At 70.5% G+C, this 15403-nt stretch carries 16 protein-coding genes; 7 read left to right on the top strand and 9 right to left on the bottom strand.

Translation table 11 applies throughout. The annotated features are described in order from the left end of the window. Positions 1 to 64: 64 nt before the first annotated feature. Entirely contained in the window at positions 65 to 532 is a 468-nt protein-coding gene (locus tag ACWDRW_RS06905; RefSeq protein ID WP_451721105.1) for an ATP-binding protein, read from the bottom strand. A gap of 130 nt (positions 533 to 662) precedes the next feature. Between ACWDRW_RS06905 and ACWDRW_RS06900 the strand changes: the two genes are divergently transcribed. Continuing rightward, the gene (locus ACWDRW_RS06900) at positions 663 to 1499 is read left to right on the top strand and encodes a helix-turn-helix domain-containing protein (RefSeq protein WP_451721103.1); all 837 of its coding nucleotides are present in this window, start codon (positions 663 to 665) and stop codon (positions 1497 to 1499) included. After that, on the top strand, positions 1496 to 1708 hold the full coding sequence (locus tag ACWDRW_RS06895) for a DUF397 domain-containing protein (RefSeq protein ID WP_451721101.1): 213 nt from the start codon (positions 1496 to 1498) through the stop codon (positions 1706 to 1708). Before ACWDRW_RS06900 ends, ACWDRW_RS06895 begins: the two co-directional genes overlap by 4 nt. On the opposite strand, the gene ACWDRW_RS06890 is transcribed toward ACWDRW_RS06895, so the two are convergent. Continuing rightward, on the bottom strand, positions 1669 to 2322 hold the full coding sequence (locus ACWDRW_RS06890; protein ID WP_451721099.1) for a DUF4360 domain-containing protein: 654 nt from the start codon (positions 2320 to 2322) through the stop codon (positions 1669 to 1671). The genes ACWDRW_RS06895 and ACWDRW_RS06890 overlap by 40 nt on opposite strands. Positions 2323 to 2597: 275 nt before the next feature. Between ACWDRW_RS06890 and ACWDRW_RS06885 the strand changes: the two genes are divergently transcribed. Continuing rightward, entirely contained in the window at positions 2598 to 2969 is a 372-nt protein-coding gene (locus ACWDRW_RS06885) for an effector-associated constant component EACC1 (RefSeq protein WP_451721097.1), read from the top strand. Next, entirely contained in the window at positions 2966 to 4876 is a 1911-nt protein-coding gene (locus tag ACWDRW_RS06880; RefSeq protein ID WP_451721095.1) for a caspase, EACC1-associated type, read from the top strand. The genes ACWDRW_RS06885 and ACWDRW_RS06880 overlap by 4 nt, the downstream gene beginning before the upstream one ends. Here the strand turns inward: ACWDRW_RS06880 and ACWDRW_RS06875 are convergent. The 7 genes from ACWDRW_RS06875 to ACWDRW_RS06845 form a co-directional block, all read right to left on the bottom strand. Further along, entirely contained in the window at positions 4837 to 5745 is a 909-nt protein-coding gene (locus tag ACWDRW_RS06875) for a sulfite exporter TauE/SafE family protein (RefSeq protein WP_451721093.1), read from the bottom strand. The genes ACWDRW_RS06880 and ACWDRW_RS06875 overlap by 40 nt on opposite strands. A 90-nt stretch (positions 5746 to 5835) precedes the next feature. Then, a complete protein-coding gene (locus ACWDRW_RS06870) occupies positions 5836 to 6294 on the bottom strand; it encodes an RrF2 family transcriptional regulator (protein ID WP_451721091.1) in 459 nt (152 codons plus the stop codon). A 36-nt stretch (positions 6295 to 6330) separates the two neighbouring features. Then, positions 6331 to 7848: an arabinosylfuranosidase ArfA gene (gene arfA / locus ACWDRW_RS06865; RefSeq protein ID WP_451721089.1), complete on the bottom strand. Its 1518-nt coding sequence runs from the start codon at positions 7846 to 7848 to the stop codon at positions 6331 to 6333. A 20-nt stretch (positions 7849 to 7868) separates the two neighbouring features. Continuing rightward, complete coding sequence (locus ACWDRW_RS06860; RefSeq protein WP_451721385.1) at positions 7869 to 8795, bottom strand: arabinan endo-1,5-alpha-L-arabinosidase; 927 nt, start codon at positions 8793 to 8795, stop codon at positions 7869 to 7871. 41 nt (positions 8796 to 8836) lie between these two features. Then, on the bottom strand, positions 8837 to 9694 hold the full coding sequence (locus ACWDRW_RS06855) for a carbohydrate ABC transporter permease (protein ID WP_451721087.1): 858 nt from the start codon (positions 9692 to 9694) through the stop codon (positions 8837 to 8839). Next, positions 9691 to 10629, bottom strand: a complete 939-nt coding sequence (locus tag ACWDRW_RS06850) for a carbohydrate ABC transporter permease (RefSeq protein WP_451721085.1) — start codon at positions 10627 to 10629, stop codon at positions 9691 to 9693. The genes ACWDRW_RS06855 and ACWDRW_RS06850 overlap by 4 nt, the downstream gene beginning before the upstream one ends. Next, a complete protein-coding gene (locus ACWDRW_RS06845) occupies positions 10626 to 11975 on the bottom strand; it encodes an extracellular solute-binding protein (protein WP_451721083.1) in 1350 nt (449 codons plus the stop codon). Before ACWDRW_RS06845 ends, ACWDRW_RS06850 begins: the two co-directional genes overlap by 4 nt. 191 nt (positions 11976 to 12166) lie before the next feature. Between ACWDRW_RS06845 and ACWDRW_RS06840 the strand changes: the two genes are divergently transcribed. Genes ACWDRW_RS06840 through ACWDRW_RS06830 form a run of 3 tightly spaced genes read left to right on the top strand, consistent with a single transcriptional unit; the run spans position 12167 to position 15400 of the window. Further along, the gene (locus tag ACWDRW_RS06840; protein WP_451721081.1) at positions 12167 to 12775 is read left to right on the top strand and encodes a toxin-antitoxin system, toxin component family protein; all 609 of its coding nucleotides are present in this window, start codon (positions 12167 to 12169) and stop codon (positions 12773 to 12775) included. Continuing rightward, positions 12772 to 13995 (top strand): MAB_1171c family putative transporter, encoded by a 1224-nt coding sequence (locus ACWDRW_RS06835; RefSeq protein ID WP_451721079.1) that lies wholly within the window; start codon positions 12772 to 12774, stop codon positions 13993 to 13995. The genes ACWDRW_RS06840 and ACWDRW_RS06835 overlap by 4 nt, the downstream gene beginning before the upstream one ends. After that, complete coding sequence (locus ACWDRW_RS06830; protein ID WP_451721077.1) at positions 13988 to 15400, top strand: FAD-dependent oxidoreductase; 1413 nt, start codon at positions 13988 to 13990, stop codon at positions 15398 to 15400. The genes ACWDRW_RS06835 and ACWDRW_RS06830 overlap by 8 nt, the downstream gene beginning before the upstream one ends. Positions 15401 to 15403: the final 3 nt, after the last annotated feature.

Here is a 15403-nt window from a genome sequence, read left to right as displayed (position 1 = left end):
AACACCTTGCGCGTCAATGGTCCACGCGGCAACTGTCGGCCGAAGTGACCCCGGGCTCCGGTGTTCAGTGCCCGAACACGGCCAGCCACCTCGGTACGTCCACCTCCGCGCGGACGGTCTTGCCGGGCGGCTCCCGCTCCAGCACCTCCCAGCGGTCGGCTAGCGCCTGGACGAGGACGAGGCCACGGCCGTACTCGTCGAGCGGACACGGGGGTCGTACGTCCGCCGACGCGGGCGGACGCCGTTCGGCGCAGGTGTCGCTGACCTCGACGCGGACGCTCCCGGTGACGAGGGACAGCCGCAACTCGAAGTCACGGCCGGGGACGCGGCCGTGGGTCACGGCGTTGGCGGCCAGTTCGGCGACGATCGTCGCCACGGCGTCCGACACCTCGGTGCCGTGCGGGATGCCCCACAGGTGCAGCTGGCTCTGGGCGAGATGGCGGGCGAGGCGGGCGCCGCGCGGGGTGGCGGTGAGGCGCTGGGTGAACACACGTACGGTGACCGGCGGTCGGGGGGTGCGCGGTACGAGCATGCCCCCAATCTGGCGGCCGGGCGGGGCACTTCACCAGGTCGGCGGCGCGTACGCTGCGCGAGCGTACGCGGTGACGGGGTGGACAGTACGCATGACGGACCGTGACCATGCCGAGGGGAGGTGATCGGCAGTGGTCGATGGCGCGGTGGGTACGGGTGGCGAGCCGGAGACGTCGGACAGCCTGCGGACGTTCGGGGCGGTCGTGCAGGCGCTGCGGGAGCATGCCGGGCTGAGCCGGGAGGAGTTCGCGGAGGAGGTGGGGCTGTCGAAGCACATGGTGGCCTCGCTGGAGCTGGGCCGGAGAATGCCGGACCCGACGTTCGCGGACCGGGCGGAACCGGCACTGGGCAACACGGGCGCCTTACGCAAGGCGGCACAGCATCTGGCTCGGCAGCCGGGGCTGGCGGCTTGGTTTCGGCGGTGGGCTCGGTTAGAGGCGACCGCCATCACACTGTGCACCTATGAGTGCCGGTTGATCCCAGGGTTGTTGCAGACGGAGGCGTACGCCCGCCAGCTGTTCGACGACCAGTTGCCGCCGCTGACCGACGAGCAGATCGAGGCGCAGTGGGAAGCGCGGGCAGAGCGTCAGCGGCTGTTGCGGGAGCGCCCGAACACCGAGTTCAGCTTCATCCTCGAAGAGCACCTGTTCCTGCGGCACACGGGCGGTGTCCAGGTCACGCGAGAACTCATCGATCACGTCCGGGAGATCAGCGAGCTACGGAACGTCGAGATCCAGATGATGCCGGTGATGCGGGAATCACATGCCGGGCTGCACGGCCCCATGCAACTCCTGGAGACACCCGAGAACAGGTGGTTCGCTTACATCGAGGGCCCGGAATGCGGCCAGCTCATCCCGGACTCAAAGGTGGTGGGCGTCCTCCAAAGGCGATATGCCAGGATGCGTGCGCAGGCTCTCTCACCCGAGGACTCCTTGAGCCTGTTGCGGCGGTTGCGAGGAGACCTATGAGCACCAGCGAGCTGGCATGGTTCAAGTCGAGCTATAGCAGCAGCGGTTCCGGCGACTGCCTAGAAGTCGCCGTCACCGCCGCTACCATCCACATCCGCGACTCGAAGGACCGTCAGGGGCCGCGGCTCACCGTCTCCCCGGCCGCCTGGACCGATTTCCTCGCCGGCGGTCAGTCGGTGTCCGGGCACTCCTTCCACGCCAGGTGGTAGACGGTACTGATGTCACCGTCGGTCGAGTCCATGGTCATGAAGCTGACCTTGGCCGGCGAGGAGGTACCGGCGTTCACCCGGAGCTCGGTGTTGATGTTGAAGTTGCGCTGAACTCCACAGGGCGCCCAGACGAGTTGCGCCCAGTCAGTGCTGTCGGTGGCCTGCCAGTTGTCGTTGAGGGGGCCGCTGAACGGATGGCTGCGGTACGCCGTCTGCGGTGAGCCCTGGAAGTAGTACGAGGCCCGCTGGACCGCGCTCGCACCGGACTGGAGTGAGGCGAAGCCCCGGTAGTCGGCGCTGGCGACCGCGTAGGTGAAGCCCTGCGGGACGTGGACGACCAGGTTCAGCTGACAGTTCTTGCGGAAGGCGGTCGGGTCGGAGTTGCCGCCGACCTGGGCGAGGTAGTCGCTGTAAGTCACGGTGAAGGCGGTGTTGTCCTCGGACACGGCGACGGCGGTGGTGCCCTGGGGGCAGCCGGAGCCGTTGACCGTGGCGACCTTGATGATGATCTTGTCCGGGGGCGGGTCGTCGAACGGGTCCGACGCCTCCGCGGGTAGTGCGGCGGCGACGAGAGCGGCGAGCGCGGCGCCGCTCAGCAGAAGTCCACGCGCCATGGCTTCTCCTTGGATTGGGGGGTGGCTACGCCTCCGACCCTTGGTTCACCTTTGAAGAATCTGTGGTGTTCCTGTGAAGGTAGGAGGCGCTCCGCATCGTAGGAAGCCTGGCTTGACATGGGCAGGTCGAACTTTGGCCATTCACGCAGCGGTCCCCTTGCTCTCCCGTCAGAGGGGACGGCGGTTCCTCAAGGCGCCGTATGCTTGTTCTGATCTCAAACTCTCCTGAGAGTCCAGGGAGTTGGCCCGACCCGGCAGGGGGCGAAGGAAGGGCGATGGACGTCCAGCTCAGGCTGCCCGACGATCCCGACGGTGGCGAACTCAAGCAGCTCTACGACTGGTTGCTGGCGGAGCGGCAGTCCGGGCTCGATGCCGAGATCAGTCTGCGGAACCAACTCCCCCGCAGCGACTCCGACATGGGTGACGCCTTCGACCTCATCCAGCTGGTCGTGGAGACCGTGTTCCAGGTGGCCTCCCTCGGCTTCATCATCGTGGAGTTCCGGCGGGCCCGGCGGCCCCGGTCGCACGTCGTCGTCGAGCGGGACGGGCGGCGCGCCACTCTGCGACCCGACGCGAGTCCCGAGGAGGTCGAGGAGTTCCTGCGTGAGCTCCGGGACATGGACGGCCCGCCGGACGGCACCGCGTGACGGAGGCGCTGCCCGACCCCGGCGCCTCCGCCGCCGTACTGATCGGTGTCGCCGCCTACCGGAGCATGCCGAAGCTGCCCACGGTCGCGCGCAACCTCACCCGGATGAAGGAGGCGCTGACCGACCGCGCGATCTGGGGACTGCCCGCCGACAAGTGCGTCGTCGTCCTCGACCCCAAGTCCTCCGACGACCTCATCGACCCCGTCGTCCAGGCCGCGAAGTCCGCCCGCGACACCCTGATCGTCTACTACGCCGGGCACGGCTTCGTCGATCCGCTCGGCGCCCTGCGGCTCACCGTGATCGGCTCGGCGGAGGAACTCCCGCACAGGGCCGTGCTGTACAGCGAGGTCCGCGAGGCGCTGCGTCAGCACAACCGGGCCCGGCGCCGGGTCATCATCCTGGACTGCTGCTACAGCGGACGCGCCCTCGGTGACATGGACGCCCAGTCTCGCACCCCGTTGCGCTCGGTCGCGGACGTCCAGGGCATGGCGGGCAGCTATCTGCTGACCTCCGCCGCCTCCAACGTCCGGGCGCTGGCCCCGCGGGGCGAGGAGTGCACGGCGTTCACGGGGGAGTTCGTACGGGTCCTGCGCGAGGGGATACCGGGCCGGGAGGGGCAGCCGATCCGGCCGTACCTGACCCTGGACGCGATCTACCGCGAGGTCCGCGGCTCCCTCGACCACCGCGGCCGGCCCACCCCTCGCCAGCAGGACAACAACCAGGTCGGCCAGCTCCCCTTCGTCCGCAATCTCGCCCACCCGCTCCCGCCCGACCGCTTCCTGCCCCCTCCCCCGCGACCGCGCTGGAAGCGCCGTACGGCCTTCGTCCTGGCCGCCATCGCCCCCGTCGCCTTGCTCGCCGCCGACGCCGGGAATCTCCCTTCCGACGTGTGCTCGCCGCAGGCCTCCCTGATCGGCTTCTCCGACCGGCTGGACAAGATCACGTTTCAGGGCCGGCGCGTCGTCGGTCTCTCCTCCCTCTCGGTGTCGCGGGACGACCGCACCGCCCTCTCCCTCGCGGACAACTCCTCACCCGTGCTGTTCCGGATGACGCTGGGCGACCCCGGCGAGCCCCCCGAGCCCCGGCTCACGGGCCTGACGCAACTCCTGCGACGGGACGGCAGCCCGTACGGCGCGCAGGGCTTCGACGGAGAGGCGCTGGCCGTGGAGAAGGGCGGCGACACCGTCCTCGTCGCCTCCGAGTACGCCCCCTCGATCGGCCGCTACAGCCTGGCCACCGGGAAGCTGCTGGACGAACTCCCGGTCCCGCGGGCCTTCCGGGCCAGCGCACCGGGCGGCGACGCCCAGCGCGGCGCGATCTTCGAGTCCCTCGCCCTGTCCCCCGACGGCAGCCGGCTCTACGTCGGCCTGGAGGACCCCCTCGGCCGGGACGGCACCTGGCGCGGCGGCAACCGCATCCGCATCCTGCGCTACACGGGCGAGCCGGGCGGCGCGTACCGGGTGGACGGCCAGCTCGCCTACGAGACCGACTCCGGGCTGCGCCTCGCCGACCTCGCCCCGACCGGCGACGGCGACCGCTTCCTGGCCCTGGAACGCGGCTACACCGAGGGCCAGGGCAACAGCGTCCGCGTCTACGAGGTGTCGCTGGCCGGCCTTCAGGACATCACCGGGATGCCGTCCCTGGAGAAGGCGCCCGCCGCCGCGTTCGCCGTGAAGCGCGAGCTGGTGGACCTCGGGGACTGCCCCTCCTCCGGCGCCCCGGCGAGACAGCCACAGGTCAACCCCCTGCTGGACAACGCCGAGGGCGTGGCACTCGGCGCCCCACTGACCGAGGGCCCCCACCGGGGCCGTCGGGCGCTGCACCTGATCACCGACGACAACGACAACCCAGAACAGATCACCCGCTTCTACACCCTGGCCGTCGACCTCCCCGACGACGCCCCCTGAGTCGTCCGTTCGGCCCGGTGGGCGCGGATCGACCAGGTCAGGGCCCCGGCCCAGGCGGCGTAGAGGAGGACATAGACGATCGTCGACACGGCCGCCGGAGCCGCGATCCAGTCGCTCTTCAGCAGCGTGCGGACGTTGGTGACGACGATGACGCCGCCGACCGCCGAGCCGAGGACCCGGGGCGGGAGGAGGCGGACCAGCCAGGCGGCGACGGGCGCGGCGATCAGGCCGCCGATGAGGAAGGCCGCCACCCACACGAAGTCGACGCCCTGCGAGCCCAGCGAGAGCAGGAAGCCGAGGCTGGCTGCGACGGCCACCAGGAACTCGCTGGTGTCGATCGAGCCGATCACCTTGCGCGGCTCCATCCGGCCGCCGGCCAGCAGCGCGGGCGTACCGACCGGCCCCCAGCCGCCGCCCCCGGTCGCGTCGAGGAACCCGGCGACCAGCCCGAGCGGCGCGAGGAACCGCCTGCGCAGGGGCTGGCCCAGACGGTCCTTCGGCAGCCCCCGGAAGGTGAAGCGGGTCATCACGTACAGCCCGAGGCCCAGCAGGATCAGCGACATCAGCGGTTCGGCGAGCCCGGTCGAGACCCTGGACAGGACGGTCGCGCCGAGGAAGGAGCCCACCGCCCCGGGCACGCCGATCCTCGCGACGACCTTCCAGTCCACGTTCCCGAACCGCCAGTGCGCGGCGCCCGACATCAGGGTCGTGCCGATCTCGGCGAGATGGACGGTGGCCGAGGCGACGGCCGGATTCGTGCCCATGGCCAGCAGCAGCGTGGTCGAGGTGACGCCGTAGGCCATGCCGAGGCTGCCGTCCACGAGCTGCGCGCCCAGGCCCGCGAGAGCGAGCAGTATCAGCGTGCGCATGCAGTTCCCATCCCTGGTTTCCCTACCGGCTGGGTAGGGATGACGGGACGGGACGCTAGGGGAGCAAACTGAGCGCGGGCTGAGAAGGGGTTAAGGGTTTTCCCAGGCGGCCGGCTCGGCGGCGAGCGACTTCACGGCGTCCGGTAGCGCGTCGGCCGCGATGTCGGCGATGGTGACGCCCTCCAGGATCCGCCGGACGTTGGCCCGCAGCGCGATCCACAGCGGCAGCAGCGGCTCGGCGGACCCCCCGTAGGAGAGCCCGGTGGGCCGGACCCCGCGCACGGAGACGATGGGGCCGTCGACCGCCCGGATGACATCGGCGACCGTGATCTCCGACGCCTCCCGGGCCAGCCGGTAGCCGCCGTTGCCGCCGCGCCGGCTGTCGACCAGACCGGCGCGGCGGAGGTCGCCGAGGATGCCCTCCAGGAACTTGTGCGGAATGTCCTGCACGGTGGCGATGGACTCCGCCTTCACCGGTCCGTCGTCGTGCCGTACGGCGAGCTCCAGTGCAGCCCGTACCGCGTAGTCCGCCCGTGCCGAGATCCTCATACGACCCATTGTCCCCGCTGTCACGGGTGCCCGGCGTCAGCCCAGCCGGATCACGTTCCAGGACAGCGGTTCCAGTACGGCGGTCAGGCGGCCGTTGGTGAGCTCCGCGCCCTCGCCGACGTGCGGGACGACCCGCTCGGGCTCCGCCAGGGTGTTGCGGGCGTCCGGGTCGGCGTCGGCCAGCACGCTGTGCTCGACGATCCGCGTCACGTCCAGCCCGTTCAGGGCGACTTCGAGTGGCAGCGACTCGGTACGGCCGCGGTTCACCGCGAACACGGTCACCGTGCCGTCCTCGGCTCGGACCGCGGTGGCGTGCAGCAGATCGGCCTCGCCGTACTTCCGCGTCTCGTACGTCGGCGAGTCCACCCGTACGTCGAGGACCTTGCCCTGGCCGTACCTCGCGGCCTGGGCGAACGGGAAGAACGTCGTCTGCCGCCAGGCCGGCCCGCCGGGCTCGGTCATGATCGGGGCGATGACGTTGACCAGCTGCGCGAGACAGGCGACGGTGACCCGGTCGGCGTGCCGGAGCAGGGCGATCAGGAGCGAGCCGAAGACGACGGCGTCGGTGACGCTGTAGTTGTCCTCCAGCAGCCGGGGGGCCTCCGGCCAGTCGTCCTGCGCGAACGTCGTCGCCTGCTCCTGCCAGCGGGAGAGGTACCAGACGTTCCACTCGTCGAAGGAGAGGTTGATCTTCTTCTTCGACTTCAGCCGGGCGCCGACGTGGTCGCAGGTGGCGACCACGTTCTCGATGAAGGACTCCATGTCGACGGCGGAGGCGAGGAAGGAGTCGACGTCCCCGTCCACCGGCTCGTAGTAGGCGTGCAGGGAGATGTAGTCGACGAGGTCGTACGTCTCCTGCAGGACCGTCGCCTCCCACTCGGCGAAGGTCTCCATGGACTGGCCGGAGCTGCCGCACGCGACGAGTTCGACGGTCGGGTCCAGCTGGCGCATGGCCCGTGCCGTCTCGGCGGCGACGCGGCCGTACTCCTCGGCCGTCTTGTGGCCGGTCTGCCAGGGGCCGTCCATCTCGTTGCCCAGGCACCAGAGCCGGATGCCGAAGGGGTCCTTGTCGCCGTGGCCGCGGCGCAGGTCGGAGAGGCGGGTGCCGGAGGGGTGGTTGGCGTACTCCTGGAGTTCCAGCGCCTCCTGGACGCCACGGGTGCCCAGGTTCACGGCCATCATGGGTTCGGCCCGGGGGCCTACCTTGCGCAGGAAGTCGATGTACTCGGAGAGGCCGAAGCGGTTGGACTCCGTCGAGTGCCAGGCGAGGTCGAGGCGGCGGGGGCGGTCTTCGCGCGGGCCTACCGAGTCCTCCCACTTGTAGCCCGAGACGAAGTTGCCGCCGGGGTAGCGGATGGCGGTGACGCCGAGCTCGCGGACCAGGTCGAGGACGTCCTGGCGCAGTCCTTCGGGGTCCGCGGTGGGGTGGTCGGGTTCGAAGATGCCGGTGTAGACGCAGCGGCCGAGGTGCTCCACGAAGGATCCGAAGAGCCGGGGGTTGACCTCGCCGACGGTGAAGGCGGGGTCGAGGGTGAAGCGGGCAGTACGGGACATGAGGTCCTCTCGCATAGGTGTCACTGAACGGAAGGCCAGCCATCACGACCCCAACTGAGCCTGTTGAGGCCGAGCTTGGGGGTGCCGTCGTCCTCGGCGTCGTAGTAGTGGTACGCCAGCCAGTCCTTGCCCCTGTCCTGGAAGACCGACTGGCCGCCGGTTCCGATGAAGCGGCCGTGGCCCTCCAGGAGGAGGTCGCCGCCGCCCTCCAGGAGGGGCTTGCCGGTGCTGTCGACGTAGGGGCCCCTGATGTCCGTCGAGCGGCCCGCCTTGATCTTGTAGGTGGAGTCCACGCCGGCGCAGCAGGCGTCGTAGGAGGCGAAGAGGTAGTAGTGGCGGCCGTGTTTGACGATGTACGGGCCTTCCACGGCGTACGGCGGGTCCGGTCGGGTGGCCAGGTGGTGGACCGTGGTTCCCGGTACCGCCTTGCCGGTGCGCTCGTCGAGCTCCACCATGCGGATGCCCGTCCAGTACGAGCCGAACGACATCCACAGCCTGCCGTCCGCCTTGATCAGGGCGGGGTCGATGGCGTTCCAGTGGTCGCCGGTCTCGGAGCTGAAGGCCTTGCCGTGGTCGGTCCAGGTGCCGGGGAGGCCGGAGGGTGAGGTCGCCACGCCGATCGCGGAGTGGTTCGTGCCCCAGGAGGAGACGGCGTAGTACAGCCAGTACCTGCCCGCCCGGTAGGAGATGTCCGGGGCCCAGGGGTCGCCGGTGCTGTTGTACTCGTACCACCAACTCGGCGGCTCAGTGAACGCGTTGCCCGCGCCGTCCCACTGCCTGCCGTCGCGGGAGACTCGGGCGCCGATGACGCCTCCGGTCGAATAGGCCACGTACCGGCCGGACTTGAGGCGGATGACGGTCGGGTCGTGAATGATCTGCTGGCCGCTGACGGGGCGCGGGTCGGGGTACGCCTCCGCCGCCTGAGCCGCGTTCGGCAGGAGGGTCATGACGGCCGCCGTGGCCACCGCCGTGAGGGTTCTGCTCAGGGTCACTGCCCCGCCAATCCCGTGTGGGCGACGCCCGCCACGATCTGCCGCTGGAAGAAGACGAAGACGACGATGAGGGGCAGGCCCGCCATCAGGCCGCCGGCCATGAGCTGGGCCCACTGGATGCCGTAGGAGTTCATGACGGTCGCGATGCCGTTCGGCATGGTCATCAGGTCGGGGTTGTTGGTGACCATGTAGGGCCACAGGAAGTTGTTCCAGCTCGCGATGAAGGTGAAGATGCCAACCGCCGCGAGGGACGGGCGGGCGAGCGGGACCACGATGGTGAAGAAGACCCGCCAGCGGCCCGCGCCGTCGATGAAGGCGGCCTCCTCCAACTCGCGGGGAATGCCCTGGAAGAACTTGTAGAGGATGTAGACCATCGCGGCGGGCGCGCACTGGGGCAGGATCATGCCCCAGTAGGTGTCGACCATCCCCATCTGCTGGACCGTCGTGAAGAGCGGGACCCCGAGGACGGCCGGGGAGATCATCAGCCCTGCCATGGTGACGCCGAGCAGGACGTTCTTGCCGCGGAACTCGGTGCGGGCGAATCCGTACCCGGCGAGGGCGCTGACGACCAGCACGACGGCGGTGACGCAGACCGACACGACCAGGGAGTTCACGAACCAGTTGGTGATGTTGCCGGTCTCGAAGAGGGCCTTCCAGGCCTGGCCCGTCCAGACCTCGGGCAGCCAGTGCGGCGGGATCTCGGCGGCCTCGGCCTCGGCCTTGAACGAGGTGAACAGGGCCGCGGCGATCGGCGCCACGAAGACGGCGGAGACGGCGGCGCCGAGGACGGTGAGGACGATCTGGCCGGGTGTCCAGGAACGGCGGGGCCTGAGCCTTGCTTGGACGCTGCTCATCGGGTGCCCTCCTCACGGGTGCGCAGCAGCCACATCCGCGCCAGGGCGACGACTGCGATGAGCACGAAGAAGATGATGGACATCGCGGAGGCGTAGCCCACGCGGTAGCTGGTGAAGCCCTGTTCGAGGGTGTACTGGACGAAGGAGCGGGTGCTCAGCTCGGGTCCGGGGCTGAAGTCCATCATCACGACGGCCTGGTCGAAGAGCTGGAGCGAGGCCAGGATCTGCAGGGCGACGACGAGCCCGGTGATGTGGCGCAGCAGCGGCAGGGTGATGCGGACCATGCGGTGCCAGGCGTTGGCACCGTCGAGCTTGGCGGCCTCGTACAGGTGCGCCGGGATGCCCTGGAGGGCGGCGAGGTAGAGCAGGAAGCTGAAGCCGACGGTCCACCACAGGGTCTGGATGACGATGGCGAGCATCGCGTACGACTTGTCCGTCAGCCAGGGGGTGTCGATGCCCAGGGTGTGGTTGAACAGGCCGATGCCCTGGGTGAACAGCCACTGCCACATGTTGGCCGCGACGGTCGAGGGCAGCAGGAAGGGCGCGAAGAAGCACAGCCGCCACAGCCACTTCCCGCGCTCGATGTGGTGCGCGAGCATCGCGAGCAGGAAGGCGAGGACCGTGATGCACGGGACGACGAGCAGGGTGAAGTAGGCGCTGTGGCCGAGCGCGTCCCACATCATCCGGTCCTGGAAGGCCTCGCGGTAGTTGTCGAAGCCGATGAAGCTCGCGCCGTCGCCGGAGATGTTGGCGTCGGTGAAGCTGAGGTAGACACCGCGCAGCAGCGGCCAGATCACGAACAGCGCGAACAGCCCGAGGAAGGGGGCGACGAACCAGCCCCCGTGCTGGAGGCCCTGCCTGCGGCGGACGGTCGCCACGGCGGTGGCGGTGCGCGCCCTCGCCGGTGCGACGACGGTCTGAGCACTGGTCGTCATCCGACCGCACCTCCCTGCGCGGCGGTCCTGCCGTCCATCGGGTTCTTCGCGGCGAGCAGCGCGGTGAGCCGGGACTTCATCCGCGCGGCGACGGCGTCGGGCTTGGCGGAGCCCATCGTCGAGGAGACGACGACCGGGCCGAGGTCCTGGGCGAGGACTCCGGTGGAGCCCGCGAACCACACCTTCGGCTCGGTGGCCTGGTGGTCCATGGCACCGACGTACTCGTTCTGCGGTACGAGCTTTTGGTACTCGGGCGTGGACAGGGTCGGGGTGTAGGCGGGGATGTGGCCGCCGCCGGCCCAGGCCTGGGCGTTGCGCACGATGTAGGCGGCGAGCCGGTGGGCGCCGTCGTCGGAGGCGCCGCCGCGCCCGGACTGGTGGGGCAGGACGAAGGCGTGCGACTCGGCGTGGGTCGCCGCCTTGCCGAAGACGGGCGGCAACGGGGTTGCGCCGTAGTCGAGTTCCGCGCCGGAGAAGACCGGCACCGACCAGTTGCCCTCCCAGGTGAAGGGGGCGCCGTTGACGAACTGCTCGCCGGTCGGGGCGCCGGGGATGGTGTAGCCGTCGGTGACGTGCCGCCGCAGGAACTCCAGGACCTGGGTGGCCTTGTCCGGGTCGAAGGTGACCTCGGTGTTGGTGTCGTCGAACCAGGTGCCGCCGAGCTGGGTGTAGAAGGCGACGAAGAACCACCACTGGAAGTTCTGGTCGTTGGTCCACAGGCCGACGGTCTGGAGGCCCTTCTTGGTGGTCTTCTTGGCCTCCTTGAGGACGTCGAACCACTCGGCGGTGGAGGTGACGGGCACGAGCCGGCCGTCGTCGCCGATCAGGCCGGCCGGCTTCAGCACGTCCCTGCGGTAGAAGCAGAGCTGGACGTGGATGTCGAGGGGCAGGGCGTAGAGCTTGCCGTCGATGACGCCGCGCTGCCACAGGGTGGGGTTGAAGTCGGCCTCCCTGATGCCGTACTCGGCGAGCAGGTCGACGTCCCAGGGGTCCAGGAGGCGGCCGGGTGAGAATCCCGTGACCCGGCCCATGTGCATGACGCCGAGGTCGGGGGCGCGGTTGCCCGCGGCCGCCATGGCGAGCTTGGTGTAGAAGGGGTTGCCCCACTGGAGGGTGGAGTCCTTCACGTCGATGGCGGGGTTCGCCTCGCGGAAGGCGTCCAGCATCGCGATCATGTTGTAGCCGTCGCCGCCACTGAACAGGTTCCAGTAGCGCACCCGGGTCTCGGCGCCGGAGGCGAGGGCGTCCGCGCCGGTGCCCAGCGCCGCGAAGCCGAAGCTTCCGGCGACCGTCAACCCGCCCATTCCGGCGAGGAGTTGCCTGCGACTCAGGCCAGGTCGTCCCATACCTTGCCCAACTGTTCGATATCTCGAATGATGCCCGCAACTTCGAACGGGACCGTAAAGTCGAAGCGCTTGCGCGTCAATGGGTCGCGCAGGGTTGGGTCGTCCCCCTTTGAACAACGGTGGCCGTGGAAGGGGGCGTCCGCGTACTCTCGAACGGCCTGCCGTACGGCGGCGAGAACGAAGGGGGACGGATGGATATCGCGGGCGCGCGCAGGAGGGCGGCCCGGGTCGCGGCGGCGCTGCGGCGGCGTCCGCGCGGCGGCCCCGCGATGCGTGGCCTCGCGGCCGAACTCGCCACCGCGGTGCGCTCCGACGGCCGCCGGCCGGCCGATGTGCGCGAGCTGTGCGCGGCCCTGTGCGCCGCGATGAGCGCCCGCCGGGACGGACGCCCCCTGGAACTGCGCTTCGAGCGCTTTCCGGACGAGATCGAAGTCACCGGTCTGTGCGTGGAGTTCCAGGACTTCGACCTGGTGATCGTCGAGGAGCGGGCCGAGGCGATGCAGCAACTGGTCATCCTCGGGCATGAGTTGTGGCATCTGCACGCGGGCCACCGGCACCCGCACATCGCCGGTACGGCGGCGGTGGACGCCCTCTCCGAGCGCCCCGACTGGCGGGACGTCGCCCTCGGCATCGCGGCCCGCAACGGCTCCCGGGAACGCGACGAGGCCGCGGCGGACGACTTCGGGCACCGGCTGGCGGCGCAGTTCCGGCCGTACCTGACGGGCCGGGACAGCCGTCCGCACCTCGATCCGCTGGAGCGGTCCATGGGGTACCGCGGACGCAGGGGCACGGCCCGGTGAGCGAGAGCCTCGCGTCGGGCAACTTCCTCAGCGGGGTCTACATCTCCTTCTGGCTGCCGACCCTCGTCCTCACCGCCGCCCTGGCGATCAAGCTGCCCAGCATCCTCAAGCTGTGGCGGGACCCGCTGCTGCGCGCCGTCGGCGGACTGCTGCTGTTCGCCTGCGCGGTGTTCGTCTTCGCGGCCCCCAGCACCATCGCCTGGACCAACCGCGTCACCGGCGTCCCCAACATCGCGGCGCCCTGGGTGTACTCCCTGCTCTCCGCGCTCTCCGCGTCCTGGCTGCTGCTGGTCGTGCACTGGCGCAACGGCCGCACCGACCGCCGTGCGCAGACCCGGCGCGCGACCCGCTGGGTGGTGTGCGTGTACGCGGGTGTGGTCGCCGTGCTGTGGGTGCTGTTCGCGCTCGCCGACGCGCCCGTGGAGCAGATCCGGGACCTGGACACGTACTACGCCAACACGCCGTACATGCGCGAGATGATCCTGCTCTACCTGATCGCGCACACCGTGGCCTGCTCGGTCACGGCCCGCCTGGTGTGGAACTGGATCCGCACCGACGGCCTCGACGCCTGGCTGCGCTGGGGGCTGCGCTTCCTCGGCATCGGCTACGCCACGAACCTGGTGTTCTCCGCCGCCAAACTGACGGCCGTCGTGGCCCGTTGGACCGGCCACGACCTGGACTGGCTGAACACCAACATCGCGCCGTCGGCGGCCTGCGTCGCCGCCACCTTCGTCGCGGTCGGCTTCATCGTGCCGCACGCCGGCCAGTACCTCCAGGAGCGCTGGCTGGTCCGCCACCGCCACCGCAGTCTGAAGCCCCTGTCCCGACTGGTCCGCACGGTCTCGGGAGGCCGCGAGCCCTTCGCCCTGCGCGCCACCCCCGAGATGCGCCTGATCCGCCGCGAGACCTTCATCCGCGACGCCCTCCTCCAGCTCTCCCGGCACCTCGACGAGGACCTGCGCCTCCGCTCCTACGACGCCGCCCTCGCCCTCGGCATCGAACGCGGCCGGGCCCAGGCCCTGGCGGCCGCCGTGACGATCCTCGACGCCATGGAGGCCGAGCGGCACACCTCGGACGGCGAGGGCACCTCCACCACCGACACCACGTACCTGCTGCAGGAGATCCAGGCCGTGTCCGAGGCCCTGCGCAACCCCGAGGAGATCAAGGCGGTACGCGCCCGCGCGGCCGTCCCGGCAGAGAGCATGTCCACGCATGAATGAGCGCCCCTCCCCCGCCAGAGTCGCCGTCGTCCTGGGGGGATCCCACACCGGCATGCTCGCCGCCCGCGCCCTGACCGGCCTCGCCGACCGGGTCGTCGTCGTGGAACGCGACGAACTGCCCACCGGACCCGAACCCCGTAAGGGCCTGCCTCAGGCGAGGCACGCCCACATGCTCTGGTCGGGCGGTGTCCAGGCGGTGGACGCGCTGCTGCCGGGCGCCACCCGGGCCCTCCGGGAGGCCGGGGCACGCAGGGCCCCGGTCACCACGGACATGGTCGTTTTGTCAGCACATGGCTGGTTCCGCCGCTGGACCGAGTCCCACCATGTGATCCTGGCCGGCCGGGACCTGCTCGACGCGACGATCCGGGCCCGGGTGCTCGCGGACGAGCGGATCGAGCTGCTGGACGGCACGACGGTGCTCGGCCTGGAGGGCAGCTCGGCGGCGATCACGGGGGTCCGGGTCCGCGGGCGCGACGGCCGCGACCGTACGATCGACGCCGGCCTGGTCGTCGACGCGAGCGGCCGGGGCTCCCGAGCGCCCCAGTGGCTGGCGGCGCTCGGCCTGCCCGCACCGGAGCGGCGCGAGGTCGACTCCGGTCTGGCGTACGCCAGTCGCCTCTATCTGGCCCCCGAGTCGGCCCGGGACGGTTTCCCGGTGGTCAACGTGCAGTCCGACCCCCACGCGAACGGCCCCGGCCGGGCGGGATTCCTGCTCCCCATCGAGAACGGCCGCTGGATCGTCACTCTCAACGGCACCCGGGGCGGCGAACCCACCCCGGCCAACGCCTCCGACGACGACTTCGTCCGCTTCGCCCGCGAGGAACTCCGCCACCCCCTGATCGGCGAACTGCTGGAGCAGGCGGAGCCGCTGTCTCAGGTGGCGTTCACCCGGACCACGGTCAACCGCCGCTACTTCTACGAGAAGATGCGGTCCTGGCCCGAGAACTTCACGGTCCTCGGCGACGCGCTCGCCGCCTACAACCCGGTCTACGGCCACGGCCTCGCGGTCGGCGCCCAAAGCGCCCTCATCCTGCGGAACCTGACCCGCCGTCACGGCCTGGGCGCCCCCGGCCTGTCCCGCCGGGTCCAGAAGGCGGTGGCCCGACCGGTCGGCGCGGCATGGGATCTGGCGACCGGCCAGGACGTCTTCTACCCGGGCGCCACGGAGACCGGCCCGACACGACGGGACCGGGTCCTCGCGGCGTACGTCAACCGCCTCATGCACACCGCCACGGGAAACGGCCGGGTGGCACGGGCGGTCACCGACGTGACGTCTCTGGAGAAGGCGGCGACGGTCCTGCTGACGCCGCGCGTCCTGCTGGCGGCGGCGATCGGCCCGCTCAAGCCGACGCTGAGCGGACCGCCGCTGACGGGGGACGAGTTGAAGCGGGCGGGCTTGCAGTAAGGC

This window comes from Streptomyces sp. NPDC003635, from assembly GCF_053587635.1.
Note: the sequence above shows the minus strand (reverse complement) of the source record. Positions and strands in the feature narration are given on the sequence as shown.

Bases quoted from the DNA above. Each gene is read 5' to 3' on its own strand.
- ACWDRW_RS06855 (WP_451721087.1), bottom strand. From the start codon at position 9,694: ATGAGCAGCGTCCAAGCAAGGCTCAGGCCCCGCCGTTCCTGGACACCC.
- ACWDRW_RS06830 (WP_451721077.1), top strand. From the start codon at position 13,988: ATGAATGAGCGCCCCTCCCCCGCCAGAGTCGCCGTCGTCCTGGGGGGA.
- ACWDRW_RS06850 (WP_451721085.1), bottom strand. From the start codon at position 10,629: ATGACGACCAGTGCTCAGACCGTCGTCGCACCGGCGAGGGCGCGCACC.
- ACWDRW_RS06895 (WP_451721101.1), top strand. From the start codon at position 1,496: ATGAGCACCAGCGAGCTGGCATGGTTCAAGTCGAGCTATAGCAGCAGC.
- ACWDRW_RS06890 (WP_451721099.1), bottom strand. From the start codon at position 2,322: ATGGCGCGTGGACTTCTGCTGAGCGGCGCCGCGCTCGCCGCTCTCGTC.
- ACWDRW_RS06875 (WP_451721093.1), bottom strand. From the start codon at position 5,745: ATGCGCACGCTGATACTGCTCGCTCTCGCGGGCCTGGGCGCGCAGCTC.
- arfA (WP_451721089.1), bottom strand. From the start codon at position 7,848: ATGTCCCGTACTGCCCGCTTCACCCTCGACCCCGCCTTCACCGTCGGC.
- ACWDRW_RS06840 (WP_451721081.1), top strand. From the start codon at position 12,167: ATGGATATCGCGGGCGCGCGCAGGAGGGCGGCCCGGGTCGCGGCGGCG.
- ACWDRW_RS06845 (WP_451721083.1), bottom strand. From the start codon at position 11,975: ATGGGACGACCTGGCCTGAGTCGCAGGCAACTCCTCGCCGGAATGGGC.
- ACWDRW_RS06885 (WP_451721097.1), top strand. From the start codon at position 2,598: ATGGACGTCCAGCTCAGGCTGCCCGACGATCCCGACGGTGGCGAACTC.
- ACWDRW_RS06905 (WP_451721105.1), bottom strand. From the start codon at position 532: ATGCTCGTACCGCGCACCCCCCGACCGCCGGTCACCGTACGTGTGTTC.
- ACWDRW_RS06860 (WP_451721385.1), bottom strand. From the start codon at position 8,795: ATGACCCTCCTGCCGAACGCGGCTCAGGCGGCGGAGGCGTACCCCGAC.
- ACWDRW_RS06870 (WP_451721091.1), bottom strand. From the start codon at position 6,294: ATGAGGATCTCGGCACGGGCGGACTACGCGGTACGGGCTGCACTGGAG.